Origin of the sequence: Rhodococcus sp. 21391, from assembly GCF_016772255.1 — a bacterium.
Taxonomy (GTDB): Bacteria; Actinomycetota; Actinomycetes; order Mycobacteriales; family Mycobacteriaceae; genus Rhodococcus_F; species Rhodococcus_F opacus.
In genome coordinates this window covers 3162207-3186433 of sequence record NZ_CP063781.1, presented here as the reverse complement: position 1 = coordinate 3186433, position 24227 = coordinate 3162207, and the positions used below count along the sequence as shown (strand labels likewise).

Here is a 24227-nt window from a genome sequence, read left to right as displayed (position 1 = left end):
GAAGTTCGGGAGGTGGTGTCGGATAGGGGCGGTGGCGTTCGTAGTAGGGGTGAGGCCGCCCACAAGGGGAAACGCCAAGGTGAGGAACCGCGATCAACGCCCGCGCGAGGCGATCACCCACGCCCACCACAAGGCCATCGACCGGATCCGGCGCGAGAACAAGCGCGACGACAAGCACAAGGAGGCTCAGATGGTGTACGACGATGACCCGAGTCTCTCGGCGCCATTGACGACGACCGGCTCCGGCTGATCCGGCTGATCTTCACCTGCTGTCACCCGGCGCTGGCGATGGAGGCCCGGATCGCGTCACCACTCATCCCGACCAGACAGAGGACGCCGCCGCCCGCGGCGGCACACCTCGCACCTGCAACCGGCCGTCGGGACTGCCGCGTTCTGTGTGCTGATCGTGACCCTGCCCCCGGTCGGGCTGGGCCTGGGCATCATCGGGTTGATCCTCGGTGTCCTCGGCCTGCGGGCGGCCCGCGGGTGGGGGGGATCACCGGCAAGGGCGTGGCGATCGCCGGGCTGGTGCTGAGCGGGTTGGCGATCGTCATTTCGATCGCCTTCGCCGCAGGCGTTGTCACCGTCCTCAACAATGACTCGGCTGTCGAGAGGATCCAGCAGCAGGTGGACAAGATGCGCGACAAACTCCCCACCACTGTCGAGGTGCCGCAAACCCTGACATCCCGGTACGGATGCCCCAGGGTGTCCTGCACCGGTTGACCCGGATGAGCGACGAATGCCGCACAGGTTTCGCGTTCGGTCGCGAATCGACGAAGGTTCGCGGTACGCATGCCCCGGTGCCTCCGCAGCTCAGGTGGTGTTGCCTGCAGCGAATCAGGCTTCTGAATGTGGTTGGGGGGCAGGGCCGGTGGTGTGATCGCGCTGCGATCGGGCGTTTTCATGATCGACGATCGCGTCCTGCCAGTGCAGCTCGGAGCAGTCGCAGCGGCGGTGTGGTGCAGGGACCCACACCCTCGTAGGGGTCGGGCTCGCACGCCGGCTCGGGTATCCCGAACCGGTCGGCGATCTGCGTCCACGACGCACCCCGTATCAGGGCGGCCGCCGCCGCTCGGGCGAGGAGTTCCTCGCCCCACTCGCCCAGCGTCGGGAGGGCGCCGCGGGCGTTGTCGTGGTGCAGCTGGTGCGGCTGGTCCCGTCGGTGGCGGGGGACTGGCTGATCCCTCAGGTGACTGTAGCGAACCGCCGGCCGGGCAGGAAGGTGTATCGCCTTCCATACGAACAACCCGGGTGCGGCGAACAGCCGCGGAAGTGGTGGGGGCTGTGGGACATGGTTCGGCGCTCCGGGGTGATCACCCCGGAGCGCCGATACTCGTGGTGGATACGTCCTGGTCAGCCGACACCCAGATCGATCCCGAGCGCGACGCTCAGGAACTTGAGGAACGCGTCGAAAGCCAGACTGAAGTCGATTCCTGCCGAGCCCATAGCGGGTCACCTTTCCGTCGAAATTGTGTTTCTTTTCCATCCCCCGCCTATTGGGACTATCCGTCGGGGAACCCCGAATGTTTCACATTTTCGGGGATTCCTCGAGGAATTATTTTGAACAGTCGACCAAATGATTGAATGTTCAGATCGGTGACAGGGTTATCTGTCTGAGTTGGTGCATTTCAGGGAAATTCGCAGAGGTCCCATGAGACGAGTGGGTCCGTAGTCGGGGATTCTCGAATGAGGTGAATGAGCCATGACGAGGAAGATGGCAGTGCGTGCGGCTGTGGCGTCGGCGGTGATCGCCCCGGCGATGGTCTTCGTGGCCGGTGGTACCGCAACGGCGGTCCCGGCGCTGACTGCCGGTGCGGCCGGTGAGGTCACGGTCACGGTCCCGGCGGGGGAGAGTTGGACCTGCTTCGGATTCGACTCGGCGTTCAATTTCAAGACCGGTGCGTTCGGTCCCGGGATGCCCGGCAAGCTCAGCGGCTTCGCGAAGGGTAACGCCACCGTCTTCTGCTTCGGCGGTACGGCACCGTTCTTCTTCACCGGGAGCGTGAGCGTGTCGTGACCAGGCCCCAGCGGCCCGGACTTCGTTGGCGTGCGAGCAGACCCGTCCGCCGACGGCAATTGAAAACGGCAACAGCTCAGTAACATTCGGTTCCCGAGCGGCGCTGACCCACGGGTCCACCCCCGCCCGCTAGGTCTACGGCCGGGGTGCGGTCCGGTGTGGTTCTCGCCGGAGCGCGAACTGGTGGAAGTACTCCAGGGCGGCGGGTTCGGTGACAGCCGGGAGCAGCAACTGCCAGGCCTGGGTCATTCGGTGCGGGAGGTTGGCGACCGCGGCGGGGCTCCCGGCGAGCACGCGGGAGCCGAATGCGGTGGCGACGACGGCCGCGGCGAGGGAGCCGGGGTCGGTGCCGGGCCGCAGGTGGCCTTCGGCGGCGGCGCGGGCCGCCAGGTCCCGGCAGCGGGCGGTCCAGGTAGCGAACAGGGCGGGCCGTGCGGGGGTAGGGTGGTCGCCGAGATCGAGGACCAGTCGGAACGCGGCGCAGATCAACGGGTCGGCGTGGCCGTGGTCGACGAGCGCGTAGTTCGATGAGCTGATCGAGCGTGCTGTTCTGGTGTGCCGCCCGCTCGGTGCAGCCGTCGTCGAACCGGGTCAGACCGACGTCAGTCACCTGCCGGGCGCGGTCCCGTTTGGACCGGAAGTGGAAGTAGAGGCCGCCTTGGCGGCGTGCGAAACGTACCGTGCCGATCGAATTGCTCCGCCGCCCGCGCCGAGATGGTGGTTCGGGTCAGTTGGGCCCGTCGTTGCATGACGGACCTCGCTTTCGCATAGTGTCCTCTGCTGTCGCGGGAAGAATCAGAAGGAAATCGGTGCGGCCCCCCTGAATTATTTCACTTCGCGGCGCATGGTGTCATCTACGAACAACGCTACGGACGTCACCACCAGGTTCCTCACGCAATTCCTGCGTCGCCCACCGGAATGGCGCCGCGACCGCGTCGATTGGACGAGTGGTCAAAATGGAATTGGACGACTGATCAAAATAATAAAGAAAGTTTATGGGCCAATCGGTGAAACACGATGAGCCCTACCGGCGATACACGACCGGGCGGGACCGAGAGGTGGCCCATCGCCGAGCGGGGAGACCCGCGGAACAAGGAAGTTCGAGTTGCCGGTATGAATGTGTTCTGGATGGTCGAAGTCCTGGTGGTCACGTTGTGCGTGATCGCGGTGTCGCTCGCCGCGGCGGTGACCGCCGATGCGGTGTCCGGACGCTCTCGCGAAGGGGGACCGGACCGGGTCGACGCTGCGGTCTCACCCTCGATATCGCCGGTCCTCACTACCCGGGAGGTGCGCCGCGACCGGGACTGGCACCGGGTCGCGACACGGGCGTGGACGATCTGCATCCTCGCCTCCGTGGTCGCGGTCGCGGCCGTCGGGGTGCTGATCGTCGTGGGATAAAGCCCCCGGCCCCGACCGCCGGACGCTTACGCTCGATTGATGGCGAAGAAGCTGCCCGCCGATGAGCGCCGCGCCCAACTTCTCGAGGCGGCGTTGATGATCGCGGCCGAGCAGGGCGTCGACGCACTGACCCTGCGCCCCCTCGCGGCCGCCGCCGGGGCGTCCCCCGGCATCGTGCACTACCACTTCCACGACAAGGACACCCTCCTCACCGAACTGGGACAAACCCAGATCTTGCAGGTCAACGACGGGATGCGACTGGCATTCGGGCAGTACACCGAACCCTCCGGGCTGACCGGGATCCCGGCCCTCGAGGATCTGCTGCGCGCCGGAATCCGCGGTCTGTGGCCGATCGTCGAAGCCACCCCCCACCACCAGCTGCTGACCTACGAGCTGACCGCCCACGCGCTGCGCCGCCGCAGCGCCGGCAACCTGGCGGCGGGGGCGATCGCCGAGCGGCAGTACTCCGCAATGGACGCCGAGACCGTCGCGTTCCTCACCCTGTGCGCGACCCGCGCCGATGTCACCTGGATCACCCCGGTCGAGCAGGTCGCCAGGTTCGCGCTCGCGTGCATGAACGGATTGGTGCTGCGTTGGCTCGTCGACCGGGACAGCGACGCCGCCCTGATCGCCCTCGACGACCTCGTACAGATTCTCACCAGCAAAGCTCGCTGACTGTCGCGGACGTTCTGTCCCTGCGCGCGGTTGACGCATCGGGTCACACCGCAGCGGGCATGAGAGGAAGAGCCAGGGGCATGTGAGTGACTTCTCGCGCGGGGCCGCGGGGGTGTGTGAGTGACTTCTCGCGCGGGGCCGCGCGGGGCCCGAGGGGGTGAGCGCGATCGTTCGTCCGCGGTCCACGCGCGGCGGGTGACGGCCCTCGATCGAAAGGGGGAGTCGACAGAGGGTCTCGCCGCCCGCGGACAGCCGTCGAGCCGTCGGCAGCGTGTGGGTGGAGTACCCCGAATCGGTCGCACTATGTGTCCAACCCATGACCGGATTCTTGGTGACTTTGCTGTTTCAGCGAAGTTTCTGCTGCCGATATCTTCGTGGCGATATTCCTTGTGGCGGAGGGGCCCTCGATCGTCGCGGGCGATGGTATTGGTCGCCCGGGCGGGTAGACATCGACGGCGGTTTCGAGGCGCATGCCCGCCCACGCTGTTCGCCAGACAGCGGCTGACGGATTGACCGTCGCCGCCACTGTGCAGCGGTTTGCCCACTCTGCCACCGCAGATCAGCGCGAGACCAGAGCGGTCAGCTCATCCGAACGGTCTCGCAGTCGCCGGGAGGGAGGGGATAGCTCGGTGCACGCTGGGAGGGTGCTCGGTTAAGCGTGTGCGTACCCGGGTAGTCGCGGCGGAAGACTTGCTTTGATCCGAAGGTCGGGCGCCGGAGAGTGGGCGCTATCGGCTGCATCTCGAACGCACGCGTAGCAGCCGGTAGGGAAACCGGAGAAGGGACAGCGTGAGACCGCCGAGCGTCACACCGCGGATCGTATCCGGATCGATGTGCCTGGGGCCTGTTGATGCGGAAGTCGGGGGGTCGGCTTGCGGCTCGCAGGTGGGGTTCAAGTCGCGCTGGCGCGGGTAACCCGAGCCAATCCGAAACAACACCCGCGTACGGCTGCCCCCAACCAGGACCGATCCGACATGACCTCACACCGGCACATCACCACCGATCACGACGAGATCCGCGGTTGGATTCAGGCGCATCACGGCGTACCGGCACGAACGGCGAGGACCACCGACACCGCAGCCGCCCTGCACATCGACTTTGCCGCGGTTCGCCCCGGCGAGCTCGAGCACATCTCCTGGGAGGAGTGGTTCACCGCGTTCGATGCGCAAGGCCTCGCCCTGTGCTACCCGGATCCGCATCTGCGCGGCGGAGCGAGCGCGTGGTTCGAACTCATGCCCCGCGGCGGCGGGATCCACCCGTGAGGTGAGCGGCGTGGCAGGCGTACCGCGGCATCGACGCGGGTACCCGATCCGGGTGGGGCAAGCCGATGTCGATAGGCCCCGCGTGAATGTGGTGATTCCGACAGCCAGTGGAGACTGGCAGTATGGCGAGCGAATGGCAGGATTCGGACGTTCAGTACGACGTGTCTGCTGGGTACTGGGTTCGGGACGGCATCGAAGTGACTCGGAAGACCACTGTGGCCTCACTAGTGCCCGCCGGGTTCGAAGCCTACGGTCGCGTGCTGCAACCGGTGGAGACGGTCGACGACGGCGGGTATGAGCGGTGGTTGCGCTGGGCCGACGTTGCCCGGGTCACGGGCGCGATCGTGCATCCTTCGATGGAGCTGGAGACGATGCTCAAATTCGCTCCGCCGGGTACATGCAGTCGACCCCGATCGTCCCGGAATCCCCCGTCCCACCGTGGCAGCCCCAGCAGCTGACGGCTTTGGGTGAGGTGCTCGCGCAGCACACCACCACCCCTGAACACTGTTGGTTCGGGTTCTGGGAGGGCAACACCGCATTCGACGGGATCCCCCGCGACGTTCCGAAACTGACGATCGCAGGCTTCCGCTACTACCTTCTACGAGGTCGGTCGCTCGGGCAGCCGACACGTTCCACGGGCTGGAGGCTCACCTGTGGTGGCCAGACGATAAAGCCTGGTACGTGGCAACGCATTTCGACTTCCCATGCGCCTATATCGGCGGCAGCACACGATGTATCGATGACGTGCTGCGGTTGCGTCGTCGAATGAGAAAGAGATCGGTGCGATCGCGCATGGTCCAGTACTGCTCGCCCGTGTCGAGGGTGTCACGGTCGGATTGCGCTCGATCATGGCTTACTCGGCCGGCCTCGAGGTCGCGGTGACCGTCGTCGGCAGCGGCATCCACGCCGAAGCGATGAGACGCGAATACACGGCGCCAGCTGTCATCGACCCTGAGACGGGTAAGCGCAGTCACGGCCAGGTGCACGGTCGTCCGATGCGACTTCGTGCACTCGTAGATTCGATTCTCTAGCCAGTGCCTCGTAGTGACAGTCGCGGTTGGTACAACGGCCAGGACCTCTACCAGCGCGAGTACCTGTACGAAGTAACCGGGTTACCGCAAACACAAAACCTGCCGCTGATCGCTGAGTGGCCCGAGGTCGGACTCGAACCTGTGACCACGCACCTGGTGCTTCCGGACCCGTCAGAGCTCGCCGCCGCGATCATTCCTCTGCCTTAGTGGAATCTGACGACCCGTTGGTGGATCGTCGAGCGGGACAGGATTACCGCTGTCGACTCCGGATCCTGCGCCGTCGATGCACTTCGACGGAAGCAACGGTCCGCGGCCAACTGCATGCCCAGTGCGGGTGGCAGTGTGTGTCCGGGGGAGTCAACCGTGCCCCGAGGATGGCTTCCTCCCGCGTTTGTACAGGACATAGGCGATGACGCCGACCAGAATGACGATTCCGATAATTTCCACAGGGATTGGATACCCGATCGGTGCGTTCCCCACGCGGTACACCCGCCGATCCGAGGGGAAGCCCGTTTCCTACCGAAGGAGGCTGATCGCCGATCACTGGGTTTAGCCGCGGGGGAGGGGTTCCCTCAACGGCGTGGTCCGGTTACCGTCAGGGGCAGAGGTTGAGACAGCAGCCCGGCAGTCCACCCACCATCGCGGCCGGTGCGCCAAACCTCTTCGAGAGTTCTCATTCCGCAGGTTCGGTCTCCGTCGCACGCCCGGGAGCACCCATGGCTTACCTTCGTTCCATTACCGATACCACGCAGCATTTTTGTCTGGCGATGGCTCAGACCGCGGCCTGGGACCAGGCCGATCCCGACGAATACGGCTTCGCCCTCCAGATCGACGAACCCCCCGGCGGTCCGGTCGTGCTGCGCGTGACCGGGGACCTCGACGTGGTCACCGCACCGGTACTCGGTGCCTGCCTCGACGAGGTCGTCCTGCGTGGGCGCAGCGTCGTTGTCGACCTGCTTCCGACCGGTTTCGTCGGATGCGCGGCGCTGTCCGTCCTCGCTGCCGCCGGGAACCGGCTCCGCGACCAGCGCAGCCGGTTGACCGTTGCCGCACCCGATGACCTGCGCCGCATCATCGTCGCGGTCGGGATCGACGCGGTGCAGTGCTTCGCCAGCGTCGCGGAGGCCTTTACCGCCGCCCACCCCACCAGGGCAGGCTCCGCGGTCAACAGGGTGCCGCCGCTGCCGATGCTCGATCGGCCGACCCCATCCCGCCACCGTCCGGTCGCTGCGCGCCGCCCTACCCAACCTGTTGGATGACCTCGGTTCCCGCGAGGGCGATCGCGGGGCGGCGGGCGGCCATGCCTCACGGACCTTCCGTTTGGCCTGCAGGCCGCCGCGGTGAAGTGGCGACAGTGGAAGTGCTGGAGGGCATCACACGGTGCGAAGCGTCGAGAAGTCGATTCGGTGGGCGTTCCGATCCGGACCTCGCGTCGGGTGAGGCCCTGATGCTGCGGTCTGTGTGAAAGCAATGAGCGCGGCGGCGCGGGCGAACCGCTCCCACGCCTGATCCGACACCGGCAACCGACCGGACCACCCAGCGTGTGCCTCGGAGCGCAGCAGCCTCTGCGAAGATCGCCGCCCGGTTGTCTCGACGCGAAGCAGCGGGCATCTTCATCCATGAGCTGAACGCGCCCTGTCCTTGCGTGAGCCCGACGGCCCTCGTGTTCCTGGCGGGGCGGCACACCGGTCGGAGGGCAGCCTGTTAGTGAGGGGCGCGAGTGGGTAAAGCGTAGGCACGGCCGTCACCGTTCTGGCGTGCTCCATCCGATTCCCATCTGGGAGGTACTCATGTCGACTGATGCGATCGTGATCTTGAAGAACGATCACAAGGAGATCCGGAAACTTTTCCGTGACTTCCGTGGTGCGGGATCGGGCGCGGAGGTGGAGAAGGGCCGCATCGTTGACAAGATCATCGAGGCCCTGACGGTGCACACCTACATCGAGAACGAGGGTATGTACCCGAAGGTCCGTGAGCTCGTCCCGGCCCTCGAGGACGACATCCTCGAATCCTACGAGGAGCACCACGTCGCGGACATGTTGGTCGTCGAGCTGGCAGCGATGAAGCCGGGGGACGAGCGGTTCGACGCGAAGACCACCGTGCTGATCGAGAACGTCGAACACCATATCGAAGAGGAACAGCAGGAGTGGTTCCCCAAGGTACGGGAAGCGCTGGGGCGTAAACAGCTCCGGGAGATCGGTGAACGGCTGCTCGAATTGAAGGAGAAGGCGCCCACCTCTCCCGCCCAGCCGTCGGCGCTGAAGAAGACGGTCGACGCCGTCCTGAAATAGGGATCGAGCGGACGGAAGGACCGGGAGCGGTGGAACGGGCAGGCAGACCCTACATAAGGTTCGAATGGTGCTCGTGGGGGTCCCGTTTCGGATCGCTGCTGCGTTGCGGGGCGGCGCCCGGGTCTTCCATCCGCGCGGCCTGGTCGCCACCGGGCACATCGAGTTGCACACCCGGTGGTGGACGTTGGAGTCGGGGACCACGACGAACGTGGTGGCGAGGCTGTCCGGGGGAGTGGGAACACCGACGGGAGTACCGGACGTGCTCGGGCTCGCGCTGAAGATCCCGCTCGATCCGCTCGATCCGCTCGATAGCGAGTGGGATCTGCTGCTGGCCAGCTCCGGCACCTCGGCGGCGCGTCCAGCGACGTCGACGCCGGATGGGGTCCGACCGGCACGGCCAGCACCCACCTGGTGTCCGCACCGTTCGACGAATAGGGCATCAGGCTGCTGTACCGGGCGCCGTCCCAACTCGCCCCGGGGAGCGGGAGCACCCGTGTTACCGCTGCGCGAATCCATCGCGGTAGCGCCACTGAGGTTTCGGCTCGAACTCGTCTCGGTGACCGGTTCGCCCGTTCCCGCCGGGCAGGTGACGCTGACACGGGTGCAGGAACTGCCGGACGACGCGCAACCCATCTTCGACCCGGTCCTCCACTGTCCACCCTGGTTGGCGCTTCGGACTGCCTGGCTGGCCGGGGTGCGGGTCGGCGCGTACCGGGGGAGTCGCCGCGGCCGCGGCGACCGGTCCCCGTAGACCCCGTCGCCGGGAGCGTCTATGCGTCCTGTCGGCCGCGGATCACCACAATCTCTTCGCTGCGCTGATCGGCGGAGATAACACCGCGCGACTCCAACATGCGGCGACGTCCGGTCAGGACGGGGCCGAAGGGGATCTCCCGCCGAGCGGCGACGTCGACCTGCAAACCGTGCTCCTCGAGCATGACGAGGGTCTTGTCGACCCCACTCAGTGCCGACTGGGCGAGGAGCAGCGTTCCCCCAGGTGCGAGGACGTCGGGTGCCTGCGCGCAGATCCGGTCCAGGAGCGCGCGCCCGTCGGTGCCGGCATCCCAGGCCCGCGCGATGCCGGTGTCGGGAATCCGGTCGACCTCGGCAGGCACGTATGGAGGGTTGGAAATCACCAGATCGAAGCGTTCCCCGCGGACAGGCACGGTCAGACTTCCCTGGAGCACCCGGATGGTGCGTCCGTGCCCGCGGGCGTTGAGCCGGGCGGTGAGCACGGCGCGGTGGGAAATGTCGATCGCGGTGACACTGCCGGCGCCCAGCTGGGCTGCCCGCAGGGCGAGCGCCCCGGTGCCGGTGCAGATGTCGAGGACCCGCGTGCACGCATTCAGTGGTTGTTCGGTCAGCGTGTCGGCGAGCAGCCACGTATCGTCCTGTGGGGGATAGACACCCGGCATCCGTAGCAGCATCGACCACTCTTCACGCTCTCCGGACCGAAACCAATGCGCGCCCAACCGGCGGAGCGCGTCTTCGAGCAGGAACAGGGCATGGGCGGTGGTCGCCTCCGCCACGTCGCCGGGATCACCGTCGAGGTGCCGTAGTTCGGTGCGAGCGGCACCCGCCGGGTGAAACCCCGAACCACACGGTGCCTGGTGGTTGTCCGTCCTGGGGTTGTGGTCTGCCGGCCCCGGTGACGGCCACCGCCAGATCCGCGCCGAGCAACCCCGCGCCGAGCAACCCCGCTGCCGTTGTCGCCATCGCACGCGTACTGGGTTCGCTGACCACCGGGCCGTCGGGAACCTGCAAAAGCCAATTGTTTCACCGTGCTGGCGTAGGCGACGATGCTGCCTCGATACCATTCGGACGACGATGGTGCGGCACCGAGAACCGAGGAGATTCTTCTGCCGGTCAGCGATTCCGCGGTGGCGACGGTGAGTTGCCGATCGCGCGCTGCGGCCGAGATCCGTTCCGCACGCTCGTCACAGTGACTCATGCGGGGTTCTCTACGGTGCACTCCGGCGACCGATACGGTGAAGTGCGGAGGCGCCCGCCATACCCGTCGCGAGCACGATCATCAATAACGCCACGTTGAGCATCTGGCCTCCACCGTCTCGATACGCAACCTTGCTGGTGCGCTCCCTCGGACTGTAGCTACCCCTCGCAGTAGGCCGCTGGTCTTCGCCTCAGACGCGTCGAGATCATGCATCCGGTCGTGCGTTGGGGCGGCCCACCGGCTATTGGCTGAACCGGGGAGCCTGGCCGGCACCGCGTCCGGACGCGGGTGACGACATGTGTACCGGAGTACCCAATCCCGACCCGAAGCAATCCTTGAGGTGCAGCGCCGTCGGCGCTTTCGGCGAGGCCCATCCGGTTGACCGGGGGGCCGCCTAGAACCGGCCTGTCGGGTCAGCGTTGCCCGTTGGCTGCCGTCTCGTTGCGGCGCTTGGCCTTTTCCGCCTCGGCCAGCTTCTCGGCGCGGTCGGCACGAGCACGTTTGTCCGCTGCCTCGTCCTGCTTGTTCGCGGCGTCCTTCAGCTGGGCCTTGGCCGGCACTGCCGCCGCTTTCTCGGCTTCCCGGAGTTCGGTCTGCTCGGCGCGGTGCTCGGCCTCCGCCGCCTGGGTGCGTTGGGCGGCAAGTTGATCGGCGTTCTTCTTCGCGACCTGCTTGCGTTGCTCGGCGTCCCGCACGGCCGCCTGTTTGCGCTCGACCTCACGTCGGCGGGCCTGTTCGACGTCCCGCTGCTTCGCCTCCCGCGCCGCCGCCTGCTTGTCGTGGACCTGCTTACGCTTGGTTTCCAGTGCAGTGTCGGCCTCGGCCTCGGTGCGTGCAGCCTCTTCTTCGAGTTTTGCCGCCCGGGCCAGTGCGTCGCTGCGCTCGGTCAGTGCGTCGCCGCGCCGCTCGGTGTCACGGTCCCCGAGTGCACTGCCGACGGCGCCGTCGAGCACGCCCAGAGTGCGCTCGTACATCAGCCGGGCCGGCGATTCGGTTGCCAGCCGGGACATCAACTGGTCTTCGACGAGTTGCAGAGGAATCCGCAGGATCGTGTACTGCAACCGAAAGAGCGTGATGGGGACGGTAAGGACGTTCATGGAATCTCCGATTATTCGTAGGGAGTGGATCAGGACAGGCCGGCGTCGTTGCTGAGGCCCTCGGCGGCGCGCCGAACTCGTTCTGCCTCGTCGCGGGCGGCGTTCGCTTCACGGACAGCCCGCCGGTGTTCGTCGGTGGCGTCGACGGCTTCTTCGGCGGCGGCGACCGTCTTCGCCCGTTCGACGGTCTCCGCCCGGGCCGCTTCGTCGCGGGCGTCGGCCGCCGCGCGGGACTGCTCCTGCGCGACCTGGCGGTGCTGTTGCTGCTCCGCGGCCCGGTGCACTGCTTGCTGCCGGTTCCGGGCAGCTTCTTCGGCGGCCGCCGTCTCCGCGCTGATCGCAGCGCGTTCCTCGGCACTCTCACGACGCACCTGGCCGAGTTCCTCTGCGGCCTGCGAGGTTTCCGCCCTGGCCACGGCCTCCGCACTGTTCGCCTCTCTACGTTGCTGCGCCTGCGCCTGTTGCAGCTGTCCTTCGGTGGCCAGCGAGTCGTTGCCGGTCACGGCCCCGGCCACTTCCTTCACCTTGCCCTTGACCGAGTCGAGGAGACCCTTGCGCGCTTGTCCGGACGTGTTCTGCTCATTCATGAGAATGTTCTCCTGGTATTCGGGCGGGCGACGGTACTGCGGCCCGCGTATGGGGTGGCGCCAGACGGCCTTCATCGCGTCGACGCGGTTCGGCCTGCCTGGCGCCCACGCCCGATCAGTTGATGCCGACGACTTCCTGCGCGATGGCGGCGAGGCGGATCTGCGCTGCCGATACCACCCCGTGGCGGTGCTTGTTCGCCTCTTCGTGGGCGATGATGATGCGAATATCGCCAGGTACGGTGAGTTCCTTCACCGCGGCCACCGCACCGGAGACATTGAGTTCCGTGTAGTCGGAGATCGGGAGCTCTTCGTCCTCGAGAGAACCATTGACGGTTCGGGCATTGCGGATGGCATCCGCGACACCGGACGCGCCCTCTCTGCGGGTCACCTCTTCGGCCGACTCGAGTGCCGCGTCGCGACTGGCGACGAGCGTCTTCGTGGCCACGTCACCGGCGTGGGCACCGCGGCTCAGAAGCGCACCGATCCGGTCCGGGGTGGCCCGGACGGTGTCGATGGCGCGATCGATACCGCGCGCCGACCACGTCGCCGGGACGGTGATCAACCGGATCGCGGTCCCGGTCGCGGCCTGCATCGGGGTGCGTCGCAATGCCGCCGGGCCCCCGAGGGCGTCCTCCGCCAGCACCGTCGTCAACCATTCGACTGTGGCGGTGTGGGCGGTGATCAATCGTCCGGCCAGTGCAACGACGCCGGTGTGCTGCGACGCGGTCGCCAGTGCCCGGAGGTAACGCGCCCGGTCGAGGAGCTGATGCTCGAGGATCAGATCACCGAGCAGGGCCTCGTCGAACGGCTGCGCTTGCTCGGCCATCGCCTTCACCATCGCAGTCGCGCGACCGAGGAACGGGCCCACGACGTCGGGAAGTCCACCGAGGTCCCGGATCGCTTCCTCCACTGCGCCGGCGCGCTCACGCGCATTGCCGGCATTCTGCGACAGCTCCCGGCGGACCGCTTCCGTTCGAGCTTGCGCGATCCGGGTCTCGGCGACCCGAATTTCGATGTGCGTCAGGTCCAGTACGACTCGCAGCTGGTTGATCACTGTGGCGGTGTTGTCGATCATGCATTACTCCTGAGGTCGAGTGAGTCGGGTGTGCGGTGTGCGCCGGCCGGACGCGTGGTGGCGTCATCGGCGCCGGCCCGGTGGCGGGCGAACCGCGAGATTCCGAGCAGGCCGCGTGATGTGGTGGTCGGTTTGCCGGCGCGGCGTTCGAGGTGGTTACCGAGTCGGGACAGTACGGCGGCCACGAGGGTAAGAGCGAGAACGATCATCTTCCATCGGCGTAGCAGACGGCTGACGAGAATCCACATGGGATGAACCTTCCTTATCGAGCAGTCAAGCTGCGGCGCAACGCAACCCGGGTGCCGATCGCGGAGAGCAGACCGAGGGTCGCAACTGTGAACGACGTCGTGGCGGCCACGGCAACCGACAACATGGTGAGCGCCGCGAGGTCGAGGACCCGCCGGACGCCGGGTAGTTCCACCAGGGACGGATGCACCGCGTGGATGGCGGGAGCGGTATCGATGCTCGGCGGCTCTACGTCGTCAATGAGTAAGGGCGAGAATAATTTGGACACGATGTCGATCCCACTGTCTGGTGGTGCACGAAAGTCTGATACCAGGTGTGCTGTCGTTTCTCGCCGAGAAGGTGCGGTGAGGATGTCGCGCAGTCCGAGATCCTGGGCCCTAGTCCCTCATTCGAGAGCGGGGCACAACGGCTGAATGCCTGGCCCGATGTGGGTGTCACGGAGTCGACCGCCGTCGTCGCCGCGGGGCCCGGCACACTCGGCGCCGGGACCCCTGCGCTACGAAGAGAGTTAGACGCCGTTGTGCCGATCGGTGTCCGTGTAGTGCTCGCGGCAACCCGACTTCGCGATACCCCGGCTGACGATGTAGGCGATCGTCAGAATGACGATGTAGAACCAGGCGCGGTCCGCCCGGAAATAGTCCTCGTGCGCGTCGGTCGTCTGCACCAGATACGAGGCGATGAAGACTCCGATGACTGCGGCGATGTAGACGAAGAACTCGGTGGTCTTGAACGCGGCCTTCGTCTCGGTGCTGCGGCGCGAATCGAGATGAGCGCGCGGACCGGAAGCTACGGCGCCGGTGTTGCTGCCGGTGTTGCTGTGGGTGGCAGGGTTAGTGGAGGTCATGGATGACTCCTTTAATGGGGTGCCCGGTATTTGCAGTCTCGGGTCACCATGTACGTCTCCTCGAATGAGGTGGACGTTGGTGAGCGCGACCCTCTGCTGGAGCGAACCCATACACCGCAAGTATACCCATTAGTAACTACAGTGCAAGTGTACGGTGTAGGTAAGGGCTGCATAAGACGCGATCCGGCGTGGACGCATCTCTTATGGTCCGTCTCACCTGAGGAGGCAGTGATGAGTGCGCGCACGGACTCGGACGAGTCGAATACGACGAAGGCCCGTCCCCGAACGCGGACTCGTTTGACCCGCCTGACCACCGAGCAGGTGCTGGCCACCGCCCTCGAGATCGTCGACCGTGAGGGCGTCGATGCCCTGTCGATGCGCCGGTTGGCGCAGGCGCTCGACCGGGACGCGATGAGTGTGTACCGCTACGCGGAGAACAAGGCGGCGCTCCTCGACGGTGTCGTCGAACTGGTACTCCGGGAACTCGTCATCGACCCGGACGCGCAGGACTGGACGCAGGAACTGCGGTTACTTGCCCACCGCTACCGTGACCTCGCACTCGCGCACCCCAATGTCGTGCCACTACTGGTGACCCGCCCCCTCGCGACACCGCTGGGCTTACGGCCCCTGGGCACGCTGCGCCCGCTCGAGGACTTCCTCGAACTGCTCATCCGGGCCGGCTTCTCCCCACCGAATGCGTTGCGCTCCTACCGGCTGTTCTTCGGGTTCCTGCAAGGGCACATTCTCGATGAGCTCCAGGAACTGATCGAGGACCCCGACGAGTCGGAGGATCTTCTCCGACTCGGACTGCACCGCCTGCCGCGCAGCAAATTCCCCCGGTTACGCTCCCTCGCTTCCGAACTCGCCGACTACGACGGTGCGCAACTTCTCGACGAGGGCCTCGATGTCACCATCGGCGGCCTCGAGACCCTCTTCCAGACAACCACCTCCGCAACCGGCACATGAACGGGCTCCTCCGATCCGTCCGTGCTCGGCGTGGTCATCGCACGCCTGGGTGCCGCGGGTCCGGGGGAGCGGTTCATCCTCGACCTGCGCTTCACGGACGGCGGGTACGTCGACGTCGACAACTTGCCGGCCTCGGCGCGTTGGGTGCTGCGGACGGTGTCGGCCTTCCTCGTCGAGGATCACGCCGAGGTGGAGCGGTCGCTCACCGCCGCCGAACAATTCGACCTCACCATGCGGGCGGAAGCCCCGGCCGACGCGCTCATCTGGCTCGACTTTCTTCTCGATGTCGACCTCCCCGACCCACCCGACCTCACCACCGCGTAGGGAGGGTCCCCTTGTCGGGGAAGCGATACGGGTGGCGGAGATTCGTGCTGCGGGTGGGTCTCGGTCCAGGTTCCCCGCGGTGAGGCTTATCGCATGAGACCGCCGGTCAGTCCGGTGCCATCGGCTGGGTGTCGGGATGCTTGTGTGCGGTCAGGAGCAGGTGGTCGAACTGGGCGCGCGACGACGCGGGGAGGGTCGCCTCGGCGGCGAGGGCGTCGACGAAGCGCTCGGCCAGGGTGTGGAGTCTGGTGTTGGTCTCCTGGGAGCGCCAGGTGAGGATGCCGAAGGCTCGTTCGGAGGAGATGCCGTAGACGAGCATGAGAGCACCCTTGGCCTGCTCGATCACCGCCCGCGATTGTTCGAGTTCGGCGACGGCCTCGGTGAGCGCCGCGTTGAACTCACGGAGGTCGGTTTCCAAGGCTTCGGTGATGTCGATGTAATACCCCGATGTGCCGACGACTTGGTTGTTCTTGTCGAGCATGCGATCGCCGACCACGATGACGTGGTGGATGCGCCGTTCGGTGTCGATGATGCGGTGCTTGCTGCTGAACGGTTCGCCGCCGTGGATCATCTTGTCGAAGAGTGCAGCAACCGGTGCTTGGTCGTCTGGATGCTTGTGGGAGAGCAGCAGTTCCGTGGTGGGGGTTATCTCGCCTGGGTGGTAGCCGTGCATCCGGGCGACGGGGTCGGACCATTCCCAGCGCTGGCCGTCGAGGTAGAACCGGAAACTTCCGCCCTGTGGGGGCGCATTCGAACCGAGGAGCTCATCACTGTCCACAGCTACACCCATGGCCCTGCGTGCTCCACGCCTCGGATGCCATCGCCACAGTATGCCGAGCACTCTGATCGGAGTGCGCAGAAATTGTCCACACCGCTGCATCCGACGATGTCAGTACGCCGGAAAGGGCAGGGTTTCCCTCGGTGACGGCCACGGTCGCCGCGCGCACTCCCCGGCAGGACGGGTACCCGAACCCCGACGGGGAAACACCCTCCCGCCTGCCCTTTTCATATTTATTGCTATGCGCAACGCAACAAGGTCTGGTGCCCTGTCCTGGGGGTGACAGCGACGCCGGGTAACAAGATTAGGCGCGTGATCCGGCCTGCGCGAGTGCCGTCGAGACCAGTACCGGCCCGAGGAGGAGTCCGAGGGCCAGGAGGAGAATAAGGGCGATCTTGGCGTTGGTGCTCAATCCGGAGGCCAGACCTTTGATCGCGGCCCACACCGGATTCTTCCCCGTCAGGGCGGCGCGAATGCCCTCGAGTCCGGCTTGCATGCCCACCCCGCCGTGCGCGACCTCGTCGACGAGGGTGTTGATCCACTCCTGGATCTTCTGCTTGATTTTTCCGTCAGCATGGCGCCACGGTCCCGCGCCGTCTCCAGCAGTTGGTGAATGTGGGTTTTCAGCCATTCGATGGCGGCCTCGACCGACCGCAACACCAGGCCCGGGGTGGTGTCGGAGGGCCCGCCGCGGTGGGTGTCCTTCGCTGACGAGTCCGGTCGGTGTGTGCGAGTCGGGGCGGTGGACCGCGAGTGCGCGGCCGTGCGGGATACAGCACCTCGGGATGCTTGCGGGCCGCCGGCTTCGCGGTGGTGGCCCGCACCGGCACACGCCCGGAGGGCGCCTCGCTGTCGGCGCGCCGCCGACCGTGTGCGCCCGAGGATGATTCGCCGGTGGCGTCCGTTCGCGTTCGTCGTGGCGTCGGTTCCCTCCCCGCCGCGGGCCACTACGCCGGGAGGTCTCCGGTCGATGTCGTCGCCGCCGGCCGCCGGCGCGGCAGCCGCCCGCCTCGGTCGTGGCGGTCGCCGCGAACCTTTTCGCCGCCGTGGATCTCCGGGCCGCCGCCTTCGGTTTGGAGGTCGCAGTCAGGTTGTCACCGCCGGAGGTCTTACCGTGGCCGACTGTGCCGCCACGGTGCGATGCGACCGGTGTCCGGCCGTCCGTTCTCGCTCGTGCACCCATGCACCGCAAGTACCCTTGGGTCGATCCTGGGAAACCAGATTCGGCGCCGGAACTGCATGAGGTACCCCGACGCGGCCTCGCCGTCGCTATTCGACCTCGTCCACACCCCGGTATTGAACAATCATGCGCGGCTACGTAGTTCCTCATCTGTCACGTCAATCAGACGCGGGAGTGCGGCCGCAGGCGCTCCGCGTCCCGGTGTCGACTCACTGCGACTGCGCGGGGCTGCGCGGCGACTACATCTTGGCGTATCGGGCCATGGCGAAGCTGTAGAGGCCGTAGGTGATGATGCCCACGCCGGCCGCGATGAGCAGGGCCGCTCCGTAGGGTTGGGCGCCGACGGTCTTGAAGGCGCCGTCGAGTCCGGAGGCTTTGTCGGGCTCGGATTGGCTGACGGCGAGGATCACCAGCAACCCGACCGCCGCGATGGCCAGCCCTTTCGCGATGTAGCCGACCGTGCCCAGGCGTCGTACGAGTGGGCTGGTGTTGCCTTCGAGGTCGTCCAGGAATTTCTGACCGGCGCCCTTGTAGACGTGGTATCCGCCGACCGCGATGATGACCAGCGCCCCGGCGATGAGAGCGATCGTGCCGGCGGTGGTCTGCATCAGGCGGGCGGTGATCCCCGCGCTCTGGCCGCTGCTGGACTTGCCGCTGCCGCGGGCGAATCCGAACGCGGAGAAGGCGAACGCGAAGTAGACCACCGCCAGAGCAAATGCCTTGAGACGATCGATCACTTCCGATTTCTTGCTGTCGGCGTCCGGTCGGGACGAACTGCCGAGTGCCGCCTCGGCGAGCCGCCACAGTCCCATGATCGCGAACGCGACCACGCCCACCCACAGTGCGGCGACGCCGCCCGGCTTGGCGGCCAGTTCGGTCATGGCACCGGATTGGTCGGCGGTGCCGGCGGCGCCGCCGAGGGCGAGCCGGATGGCGATGTAGCCGATGATCAGGTGCACGATGCCGCTCACCACGAACCCTGCCCGGGCGAACCGTTCGAAGAAGCTGTTCTGGGCCACCACGATCGGCTCTCCACAGCGACGAACGTCGACGCTGCGATCGGGGCGCCCGTTTTCCGAGTTACGTGAATCCAGCTTCGAGCGCCTCGGTGGGTGGGGTCAGGTCGCTCTGCTGGTTGAACAACGAGACGGGAGGGCACAGTGTCGCCACGCAAGCTCGAGGCCGTGTACGAGTACCACAGGGGGTCCCGCTCCGACGTCGACGAACCTGAGGACATCGTGGTGCTAGCGCGGCGCAGCATTTCTCGAAGTTCGAGTCGCTTCCGGCGCTGCTGGTGTGGGGTGGCAGAGACAGAATGATTCCCGCCTCACACGCCGAGAACCTGCGCCGCGTCGTACCCCACAGTCGCGTCGAGATCTTTCCCCGCGCAGGTCACTTCCCTCAACTCGACGAACCGGCATTGTTCTTCCGCGTGCTCGACGAATTCCTCGATTCGGCTTCAGAATTCCCCCGTGGCCGCTGATGAATCCCCGTACCACCACATCTCAGTGGCGCACTTCGAGCCCAACAGCTTCCCGCAGTGATCCGCGGCCGTTCGAAGCTCGGGGTGGGTCGTCGAACGCGGACGATGCCCGCAGCGCGGCCATGACATTGAGTTTCCCTTGCGAGGCCTCGCTCGCGCGGCGGCCGTGTTCCCGAGCAATACCACCAACAGCAGCGTGAAAACGCTCGCAACGGTATGAATGGCGACTTGCCAGGTCTTGAGGTCCGTCCACCATGGCAAGCTGATCAGCCACGCCAGAACGATCCCGGCACAGACGAAGAAGAACGGTGCCTGACTGACTCGCAGCTCGGCCTGCTCGACGAACCGGTTCGAACGCGCTGGCCCCTTTCGTAGCGACCTTTTGCCTCTCAGGGCGCCAGAATTCGAACATCGGACTTGCCGGTGGTCGCCGCACAGATTGGTGTCCCGCCGACCTGCGGGGTGCAGCGCAATCGCCGTTTCCGAATAGGCCGTTCGGGTATTCGTCCGAAGGACGAGGAGGTCTCAAAGAAATGCCTATTTGGGGATGGATCTTGATCGCGGTTATCGTCGTGATCGCCGTGGTGGCGGTCATCGCCTCCCGCTCGGTGAGCAGTCGTCAGCGGACGGAACGGCTGAGGGGACGGTTTGGTCCCGAATACGAGCGCACTGTGGGACAGGTCGGCGACCTAGACGCCGCGGAGGACGAACTGGCCGCGCGCGAACGAAAGCGGGAGAAGCTCGATATCGTCCCGTTGACGCCCGAGGCGCAAGCGAAGTACGCCGACTCGTGGCGGACGGTGCAGATCGAGTTCGTCGACAATCCGTCGAGCGCGGTGGGTGCTGCGGACCGGCTCGTGATCCAGGTCATGCGCGAGCGCGGCTACCCGATCGACGACTTCGATCAGCGGGCGGCCGACATTTCGGTCGACCATCCGAAGATCGTCGAAAACTACCGAACTGCGCACGGCATCTACCTCGCACAGGAGCAGGGCGACGTCGGTACCGAGGACCAGCGCGAGGCATTTGTGCATTACCGGGCGCTCTTCGAGAAATTGCTCGAGACGGACGAGAACAAGGACAAGCCGAAGGAGGCGCGCGCATGACTACCCAGGATCAGCAACCCGAGGGGATCGGCTCGACCAGGGGGGTCGAATCGTCGACCGAGACCACCGGCTCGATCGGGACCGAGCCCTCGGTCGGGACAACCGGCTCGTCGAATGCGGGGGCTGTCCCGTCGGCTGAGGGAACCCACTCATCGACCGAGACAGCCGAATCGTCTTCCCGGCAATCGCTTTTCGCTGAGGACGAGTTGTCGGTCCTCCGTTTGCGTTGGGACGAGGTTCAGGCGGGCTTCGTCGATGATCCCAGAGAGTGCGTTCAGAGGGCCGATGGTCTCGTGTCCGATGTCGTCGACCGGCTCACGACCGGGTTCTCGGAGGCGCGTTCGCGGCTCGAGGAGCAGTGGGCTCGGGGCGAAGAGGGCTCTACGGAGGATCTTCGTATCGCGCTCAAGCGCTACCGCGAGTTCTTCCAGCGGCTGCTCGCGCTCTGAGGAGTACAGAGCCGGGGCAACGAGCTGCGGAGTTCCCCCGAAGACCACCGCATCCTGCCGCGGTCTGGCCAACTGCGTTTGCTTGGGCTGGTCGTGTCCGCCCGGCGTGCGGGACGGGGGCGCCGAAGGGTCCCGGCCACCTCGGCGAAGGACACGGCCGATAACGGAGATTTGTCAACGGAAACCTTGAAGTGATTGCGCACCAGTACTTTTGAATCACCGTCAATGTACCGACGACGCCGGGCGTAGAGCCCGATCCCCGGCAAGTACGACCTGATACACAGTGGAGGCTGGCCATGCAGACATTTCGGACAGCGTTCTCAGGTACGGGTCGTAGGGTCACGCAGATCATCCGGGCCGGCTCTTTCCGGCTTCACTCGACACATCTGGTTCGACAGAGAGAATCCACTATCACCAATCCGCACCCCGCCGGAACGTCACCGAGAACAGATAATCTTCGCCACGCAGCTGCTGGCACGGCCTGGGTACTTTCGTTCGCTTACTTGTTGGCGGAGGTGTTCACCGCGGCGGCGTGGAGCACGCCTTACAGCTTCGCGCAGGACTCGATCAGCTCCCTGGGCGTGACGACCTGCGAAGTCGGATCCTGCTCGCCGATGCACGACGTCATGAATTCGGCGTTCGTTGCGCTCGGGGTGCTCACCCTCCTCGGTGCGTTGTTTCTTCATCGGCACATAAGAAGTGGCCGGGACAAGAAGTGGATATTCTCGCTTGCCGCGATCATCGCGGTCAGCACCGCTGCCACCGGACTGTTTCCGGCGAACGATGGAACGCTCATCCATTGGTCGGCGGTGTTGCCGGGCTTCGTGGCGCGCCACGTGGTGCTCGTGCTCATCGCCTGGCATATGTGGCACGAGAAGCGGCTGGTTGCCCTGTGGTCCGCGCTGTGCGCACTCGCGGGCCTGGTCGGCGCCGGCCTCATGCTGGGTCAGGCGCTGCATTTCGGCCTGGGGGAGCGTCTCGCTCTCTACCCGTTGCCGATGTGGATGGCCGTGACCGGCATGGCGGTCCTGATGGGGCTGGCACGCCGCACGGTGTTCCGCAATGTCGAGTTCTCGCTGCGTGCTTTCCACCCGCGCACCGCTACTACGCGGTCCCGCTACCGGAAGCCCCCTGACCTGCCGTTGTCCCGTAGAGGTAGCCCGTTGGCCATCTCCGTAACCCCACCCCGTCCGGCGGCTACCTACCACTGTTCGTCGGTAGGCGCTCCGGCGCGCACCGAGATCCCTTGCTCCTTCCTCCTGAAGGCGGAACGCTGCTGTCACCGCGATAGACAAGCACGGCGGCCACCATCACGCCGGCACATCCCGTTCGTCGAAAATGCCACGTCGGACATATTTTCGGCACGTGGTCTGTCGGTGGTGGCCGGTGGGTGCGAGGCCGTGACGATCGAATAGACCTCTCCGCCGCCCCGCATTGCTGCCGGTGCGTCCGTGTCTGAGTGGGGGAGTGCGCCGGTGTTGCCGGAGGCGGTGGTGTCCCGGATCGCACAGGCGGTGTCCACTTCCCGCGCGGAGGGCACCCGCTGCACGTATGCGTCGGCATGGCGGCGATTCGAGGCCTGGTGCATCACGCACGGGCACACCGAGCTCCCGGCGCATCCGGTGACGGTCGCCGCTTATCTGGTCGATGCCGCCGATACCTATGATGCGGCGGGGGAGCGGGCGCATGCGCCGATGTTGTTGGCGTATTGGGTTTCCGCCATCGGCCACCACCACCGGACCGCGGGCCATCCGACGCCGCACACGCACGACCTGGTGCGCTCGACCCTGTCGGGGATCCGCCGCAATTACGCATCGAACGGCGACCGGCCCCGCAGCCCGCGGGTTCCGTTGCTGGTCGACGACGTCGTCACCATCGTCGGATCCGCTCGGCAGGCTGTTACCGGCTGGGCGGCCGAGGTGCACGAACGCCGCGACAGTGCCATGTTGTTGATGGGTTTGCCGGCGCGTTCCGGCGCAGCGACCTCGTCGCCCGGCACTGTGGGGACGTGACCGTGCACCGACTCGATGGGGTGCACGTGCGGTTGCGGCGGTCCAAGACCGACCAAGAAGGCACCGGCACGGTGCGGGCGCTGCCGTTCACCACAAACCCTCACAGTTGCCCACCGTGTGCGTACGTGCGGTGAGCGCAGGTCGTCACCGCATACGACATCGCCGGCGGCCCCGGGGTGATCCGGTTGCTGCGCACCGCACCACCGTTCGAGGGCATGTATGTCGATCGGCGTTGCCGCGCATGCGCGCTCGTGCGCCGTTGTTCCGACGCCGACGAAAATTCCGCGCCCGTGCAAATCGCAAAATCGGTGACCACCAGCGGTGAAGAAAGCCGGAGTTGCGCGGTTCGCACCGCCACGCGGCGGGCCTACCGACGTTGCGAATTCAAGAGCAAGATGGACCCATGAAGGTGCTGATCACCAGCTCGCGGATGCCGTTCGCCTTGGGTATGGTGCGTAAGCTTGCGGGCGAGGGCCGCGAGAGTTACGCCGCTGACGATCACTTCCTGTCACCGGGGAACCATTACCCATTCGAAGTACCTCACCGATCATTTCGTTTATCCGTCGCTGCGGAGCGACACGGCGGGATTTCTCGCCGAACTCGAGCGGATCGTCCGCGAGCACGAGATCGACGTGATCATCCCCACCTACGAAGAGGCCTTCTACATCGCGACACAGATCGAGCGGCTCAGTCTGGCCACGAAGGTTTTTACTTCGCCGTTCGCCACGCTGGCACGTCTGCATAACAAGGGGGCGTTCGAGCGGCTGGTCAAGCACCTCCCGGAGGCGGTGATCGCCGGGCTGCCACCGGATTCGCGTCCGCTTCCCACCGTCGCCCCCTACGACGAGTTGCTGCGGCGGCGACCGCCACCGTCCTCGGACGCCGTCTCTGCATGTGAAGGAGCATCATCATGACCGGGCCGACCCCCACCTCCACCGGCCGCCGTACGGCGCCGACGTGGACTGACCCCCGAAGCCGCCGCCACCGCGATCGAGCAGGCCTGCAGTGATCTGCGGCGACCGACGGTGCGCACCCGGTTCGAGGACATGCTCACCGTCGCCCACAAGGAGCAACTGACCTACGAGGGTTTCCTCGCCGACCTGCTGCTCGCCGAATGCGACGACCGCGCCCGCCGTCGCAGCATCCGCCGGGTCAAGGCCGCCGGATTGCCACACCAGAATGGTTGGCGGACTTCGACTTCGACGCCAACACCAACGTCAACCCGGCCACCATCAACAGCCTCGCCAGCTGCGTCTGGGTCCGCAAGGGCGAACCGTTGTGTTTGATCGGGGATTCCGGCACTGGCAAATCGCACCTGCTGATCGGCTTGGGCACCGCCGCCGCCGAGGCCGGCTTCAGGGTCTGCTACACCCTGGCGACGAAACTGGTCAACGAACTCGTCGAGGCCGCCGACGAGAAACTGCTCGCCAACCTCGGGCTTTCACGCTGGTCATGCCC

The 24227-nt window shown here is 66.1% G+C and carries 27 protein-coding genes and 5 pseudogenes; 19 read left to right on the top strand and 13 right to left on the bottom strand.

Annotated elements, in window-relative coordinates:
• Positions 1–31: 31 nt before the first annotated feature.
• The 3 genes from GO592_RS44435 to GO592_RS14930 all read left to right on the top strand — a co-directional run bounded on the left by GO592_RS44435 (position 32) and on the right by GO592_RS14930 (position 2017).
• Positions 32–250 (top strand): hypothetical protein, encoded by a 219-nt coding sequence (locus GO592_RS44435; RefSeq protein WP_237737228.1) that lies wholly within the window; start codon positions 32–34, stop codon positions 248–250.
• 236 nt (positions 251–486) lie between these two features.
• A complete protein-coding gene (locus GO592_RS46535; protein ID WP_420228097.1) occupies positions 487–723 on the top strand; it encodes a hypothetical protein in 237 nt (78 codons plus the stop codon).
• A gap of 979 nt (positions 724–1702) precedes the next feature.
• Positions 1703–2017 (top strand): hypothetical protein, encoded by a 315-nt coding sequence (locus GO592_RS14930; RefSeq protein WP_039951067.1) that lies wholly within the window; start codon positions 1703–1705, stop codon positions 2015–2017.
• Positions 2018–2152: 135 nt separating this feature from the next.
• Here the strand turns inward: GO592_RS14930 and GO592_RS14925 are convergent, their stop codons facing one another.
• Positions 2153–2506, bottom strand: a complete 354-nt coding sequence (locus GO592_RS14925; protein WP_007297012.1) for a hypothetical protein — start codon at positions 2504–2506, stop codon at positions 2153–2155.
• Positions 2507–3130: 624 nt separating this feature from the next.
• On the opposite strand from GO592_RS14925, the gene GO592_RS14920 reads away from it, so the two are divergent.
• The 7 genes from GO592_RS14920 to GO592_RS14890 all read left to right on the top strand — a co-directional run bounded on the left by GO592_RS14920 (position 3131) and on the right by GO592_RS14890 (position 9425).
• Positions 3131–3415, top strand: coding sequence for a hypothetical protein (locus GO592_RS14920; protein ID WP_007297011.1), 285 nt, complete (start codon positions 3131–3133; stop codon positions 3413–3415).
• A 39-nt stretch (positions 3416–3454) separates the two neighbouring features.
• Positions 3455–4090: a TetR/AcrR family transcriptional regulator gene (locus GO592_RS14915; protein ID WP_007297010.1), complete on the top strand. Its 636-nt coding sequence runs from the start codon at positions 3455–3457 to the stop codon at positions 4088–4090.
• 974 nt (positions 4091–5064) lie between these two features.
• The gene (locus tag GO592_RS14910; RefSeq protein ID WP_007297009.1) at positions 5065–5352 is read left to right on the top strand and encodes a hypothetical protein; all 288 of its coding nucleotides are present in this window, start codon (positions 5065–5067) and stop codon (positions 5350–5352) included.
• Positions 5353–6200: 848 nt separating this feature from the next.
• Positions 6201–6383 carry a hypothetical protein gene (locus tag GO592_RS14905; RefSeq protein ID WP_007297007.1) on the top strand — a complete coding sequence of 61 codons (183 nt, stop codon included), beginning with the start codon at positions 6201–6203 and terminating at the stop codon, positions 6381–6383.
• 767 nt (positions 6384–7150) lie between these two features.
• Positions 7151–7642 carry an STAS domain-containing protein gene (locus GO592_RS14900; protein ID WP_007297006.1) on the top strand — a complete coding sequence of 164 codons (492 nt, stop codon included), beginning with the start codon at positions 7151–7153 and terminating at the stop codon, positions 7640–7642.
• A 531-nt stretch (positions 7643–8173) separates the two neighbouring features.
• A complete protein-coding gene (locus tag GO592_RS14895) occupies positions 8174–8674 on the top strand; it encodes a hemerythrin domain-containing protein (RefSeq protein ID WP_007297005.1) in 501 nt (166 codons plus the stop codon).
• 64 nt (positions 8675–8738) lie between these two features.
• Complete coding sequence (locus tag GO592_RS14890; RefSeq protein ID WP_007297004.1) at positions 8739–9425, top strand: hypothetical protein; 687 nt, start codon at positions 8739–8741, stop codon at positions 9423–9425.
• Between the two features lie 19 nt (positions 9426–9444).
• Here GO592_RS14890 and GO592_RS14885 read toward each other — a convergent pair whose 3' ends face one another.
• The 8 genes and pseudogenes from GO592_RS14885 to GO592_RS14850 all read right to left on the bottom strand — a co-directional run bounded on the left by GO592_RS14885 (position 9445) and on the right by GO592_RS14850 (position 14471).
• On the bottom strand, positions 9445–10098 hold the full coding sequence (locus tag GO592_RS14885; protein ID WP_007297003.1) for a HemK2/MTQ2 family protein methyltransferase: 654 nt from the start codon (positions 10096–10098) through the stop codon (positions 9445–9447).
• Between the two features lie 51 nt (positions 10099–10149).
• Positions 10150–10622: pseudogene (locus tag GO592_RS14880) on the bottom strand (CinA family protein); the annotation flags it as partial.
• 413 nt (positions 10623–11035) lie between these two features.
• The gene (locus tag GO592_RS14875) at positions 11036–11719 is read right to left on the bottom strand and encodes an IF2 family translation initiation factor (RefSeq protein ID WP_202715195.1); all 684 of its coding nucleotides are present in this window, start codon (positions 11717–11719) and stop codon (positions 11036–11038) included.
• 29 nt (positions 11720–11748) lie between these two features.
• Entirely contained in the window at positions 11749–12306 is a 558-nt protein-coding gene (locus GO592_RS14870; RefSeq protein ID WP_202715194.1) for a CsbD family protein, read from the bottom strand.
• Positions 12307–12421: 115 nt separating this feature from the next.
• Positions 12422–13381, bottom strand: coding sequence for a hypothetical protein (locus GO592_RS14865; protein WP_007297897.1), 960 nt, complete (start codon positions 13379–13381; stop codon positions 12422–12424).
• Positions 13378–13629 carry a hypothetical protein gene (locus GO592_RS14860; protein WP_007297896.1) on the bottom strand — a complete coding sequence of 84 codons (252 nt, stop codon included), beginning with the start codon at positions 13627–13629 and terminating at the stop codon, positions 13378–13380. The genes GO592_RS14865 and GO592_RS14860 overlap by 4 nt, the downstream gene beginning before the upstream one ends.
• Positions 13630–13643: 14 nt before the next feature.
• Positions 13644–13895: a hypothetical protein gene (locus GO592_RS14855; RefSeq protein WP_157234253.1), complete on the bottom strand. Its 252-nt coding sequence runs from the start codon at positions 13893–13895 to the stop codon at positions 13644–13646.
• Positions 13896–14135: 240 nt separating this feature from the next.
• Positions 14136–14471, bottom strand: coding sequence for a hypothetical protein (locus tag GO592_RS14850; protein WP_007297895.1), 336 nt, complete (start codon positions 14469–14471; stop codon positions 14136–14138).
• A 231-nt stretch (positions 14472–14702) separates the two neighbouring features.
• Here GO592_RS14850 and GO592_RS14845 point away from each other — a divergent pair, with 231 nt between their 5' ends.
• Positions 14703–15437: a TetR/AcrR family transcriptional regulator C-terminal domain-containing protein gene (locus tag GO592_RS14845; protein WP_007297894.1), complete on the top strand. Its 735-nt coding sequence runs from the start codon at positions 14703–14705 to the stop codon at positions 15435–15437.
• 21 nt (positions 15438–15458) lie between these two features.
• Complete coding sequence (locus GO592_RS14840) at positions 15459–15761, top strand: hypothetical protein (protein WP_007297893.1); 303 nt, start codon at positions 15459–15461, stop codon at positions 15759–15761.
• A gap of 106 nt (positions 15762–15867) precedes the next feature.
• On the opposite strand, the gene GO592_RS14835 is transcribed toward GO592_RS14840, so the two are convergent.
• The 3 genes from GO592_RS14835 to GO592_RS14825 form a co-directional block, all read right to left on the bottom strand.
• On the bottom strand, positions 15868–16551 hold the full coding sequence (locus GO592_RS14835) for a PAS and ANTAR domain-containing protein (RefSeq protein ID WP_202715193.1): 684 nt from the start codon (positions 16549–16551) through the stop codon (positions 15868–15870).
• A 292-nt stretch (positions 16552–16843) separates the two neighbouring features.
• The gene (locus tag GO592_RS14830) at positions 16844–17170 is read right to left on the bottom strand and encodes a hypothetical protein (protein ID WP_007297891.1); all 327 of its coding nucleotides are present in this window, start codon (positions 17168–17170) and stop codon (positions 16844–16846) included.
• Positions 17171–17958: 788 nt separating this feature from the next.
• The gene (locus GO592_RS14825; protein WP_007297890.1) at positions 17959–18741 is read right to left on the bottom strand and encodes a DUF1206 domain-containing protein; all 783 of its coding nucleotides are present in this window, start codon (positions 18739–18741) and stop codon (positions 17959–17961) included.
• A gap of 209 nt (positions 18742–18950) precedes the next feature.
• Here GO592_RS14825 and GO592_RS14820 point away from each other — a divergent pair.
• Positions 18951–19202, top strand: a pseudogene (locus GO592_RS14820) (alpha/beta fold hydrolase); the annotation flags it as partial.
• Here the strand turns inward: GO592_RS14820 and GO592_RS14815 are convergent.
• Entirely contained in the window at positions 19179–19487 is a 309-nt protein-coding gene (locus tag GO592_RS14815; RefSeq protein ID WP_237720449.1) for a hypothetical protein, read from the bottom strand. The pseudogene GO592_RS14820 and the gene GO592_RS14815 sit on opposite strands and share 24 nt — an antisense overlap.
• 248 nt (positions 19488–19735) lie before the next feature.
• On the opposite strand from GO592_RS14815, the gene GO592_RS14810 reads away from it, so the two are divergent.
• From GO592_RS14810 to GO592_RS14785, 6 genes and pseudogenes are all read left to right on the top strand, one after another.
• A complete protein-coding gene (locus tag GO592_RS14810) occupies positions 19736–20308 on the top strand; it encodes a hypothetical protein (RefSeq protein WP_039951483.1) in 573 nt (190 codons plus the stop codon).
• The gene (locus GO592_RS14805; protein WP_007297887.1) at positions 20305–20757 is read left to right on the top strand and encodes a hypothetical protein; all 453 of its coding nucleotides are present in this window, start codon (positions 20305–20307) and stop codon (positions 20755–20757) included. The genes GO592_RS14810 and GO592_RS14805 overlap by 4 nt, the downstream gene beginning before the upstream one ends.
• Positions 20758–21260: 503 nt before the next feature.
• Positions 21261–21872: pseudogene (locus GO592_RS46275) on the top strand (DUF998 domain-containing protein); the annotation flags it as partial.
• 318 nt (positions 21873–22190) lie between these two features.
• Positions 22191–23049: pseudogene (locus GO592_RS14795) on the top strand (integrase); the annotation flags it as partial.
• A gap of 181 nt (positions 23050–23230) precedes the next feature.
• Positions 23231–23683, top strand: coding sequence for a hypothetical protein (locus tag GO592_RS14790; protein WP_007297884.1), 453 nt, complete (start codon positions 23231–23233; stop codon positions 23681–23683).
• Positions 23680–24198: pseudogene (locus GO592_RS14785) on the top strand (ATP-binding protein); the annotation flags it as partial. The gene GO592_RS14790 and the pseudogene GO592_RS14785, both read left to right, overlap by 4 nt.
• Between the last annotated feature and the right edge of the window lie 29 nt (positions 24199–24227).

Excerpts from the sequence above, each read along its gene's own strand:
- GO592_RS14890 (WP_007297004.1), top strand. The coding sequence starts at position 8,739 with ATGGTGCTCGTGGGGGTCCCGTTTCGGATCGCTGCTGCGTTGCGGGGC.
- GO592_RS14910 (WP_007297009.1), top strand. The coding sequence starts at position 5,065 with ATGACCTCACACCGGCACATCACCACCGATCACGACGAGATCCGCGGT.
- GO592_RS14810 (WP_039951483.1), top strand. The coding sequence starts at position 19,736 with ATGCCTATTTGGGGATGGATCTTGATCGCGGTTATCGTCGTGATCGCC.
- GO592_RS14895 (WP_007297005.1), top strand. The coding sequence starts at position 8,174 with ATGTCGACTGATGCGATCGTGATCTTGAAGAACGATCACAAGGAGATC.
- GO592_RS14930 (WP_039951067.1), top strand. The coding sequence starts at position 1,703 with ATGACGAGGAAGATGGCAGTGCGTGCGGCTGTGGCGTCGGCGGTGATC.
- GO592_RS14905 (WP_007297007.1), top strand. The coding sequence starts at position 6,201 with ATGGCTTACTCGGCCGGCCTCGAGGTCGCGGTGACCGTCGTCGGCAGC.
- GO592_RS14850 (WP_007297895.1), bottom strand. The coding sequence starts at position 14,471 with ATGACCTCCACTAACCCTGCCACCCACAGCAACACCGGCAGCAACACC.
- GO592_RS14805 (WP_007297887.1), top strand. The coding sequence starts at position 20,305 with ATGACTACCCAGGATCAGCAACCCGAGGGGATCGGCTCGACCAGGGGG.
- GO592_RS14875 (WP_202715195.1), bottom strand. The coding sequence starts at position 11,719 with ATGAACGTCCTTACCGTCCCCATCACGCTCTTTCGGTTGCAGTACACG.
- GO592_RS14845 (WP_007297894.1), top strand. The coding sequence starts at position 14,703 with ATGAGTGCGCGCACGGACTCGGACGAGTCGAATACGACGAAGGCCCGT.
- GO592_RS14900 (WP_007297006.1), top strand. The coding sequence starts at position 7,151 with ATGGCTCAGACCGCGGCCTGGGACCAGGCCGATCCCGACGAATACGGC.
- GO592_RS14885 (WP_007297003.1), bottom strand. The coding sequence starts at position 10,098 with ATGCTGCTACGGATGCCGGGTGTCTATCCCCCACAGGACGATACGTGG.
- GO592_RS14865 (WP_007297897.1), bottom strand. The coding sequence starts at position 13,381 with ATGATCGACAACACCGCCACAGTGATCAACCAGCTGCGAGTCGTACTG.
- GO592_RS14860 (WP_007297896.1), bottom strand. The coding sequence starts at position 13,629 with ATGTGGATTCTCGTCAGCCGTCTGCTACGCCGATGGAAGATGATCGTT.
- GO592_RS14920 (WP_007297011.1), top strand. The coding sequence starts at position 3,131 with ATGAATGTGTTCTGGATGGTCGAAGTCCTGGTGGTCACGTTGTGCGTG.
- GO592_RS14870 (WP_202715194.1), bottom strand. The coding sequence starts at position 12,306 with ATGAATGAGCAGAACACGTCCGGACAAGCGCGCAAGGGTCTCCTCGAC.
- GO592_RS14915 (WP_007297010.1), top strand. The coding sequence starts at position 3,455 with ATGGCGAAGAAGCTGCCCGCCGATGAGCGCCGCGCCCAACTTCTCGAG.
- GO592_RS14830 (WP_007297891.1), bottom strand. The coding sequence starts at position 17,170 with ATGGCTGAAAACCCACATTCACCAACTGCTGGAGACGGCGCGGGACCG.
- GO592_RS14835 (WP_202715193.1), bottom strand. The coding sequence starts at position 16,551 with ATGGGTGTAGCTGTGGACAGTGATGAGCTCCTCGGTTCGAATGCGCCC.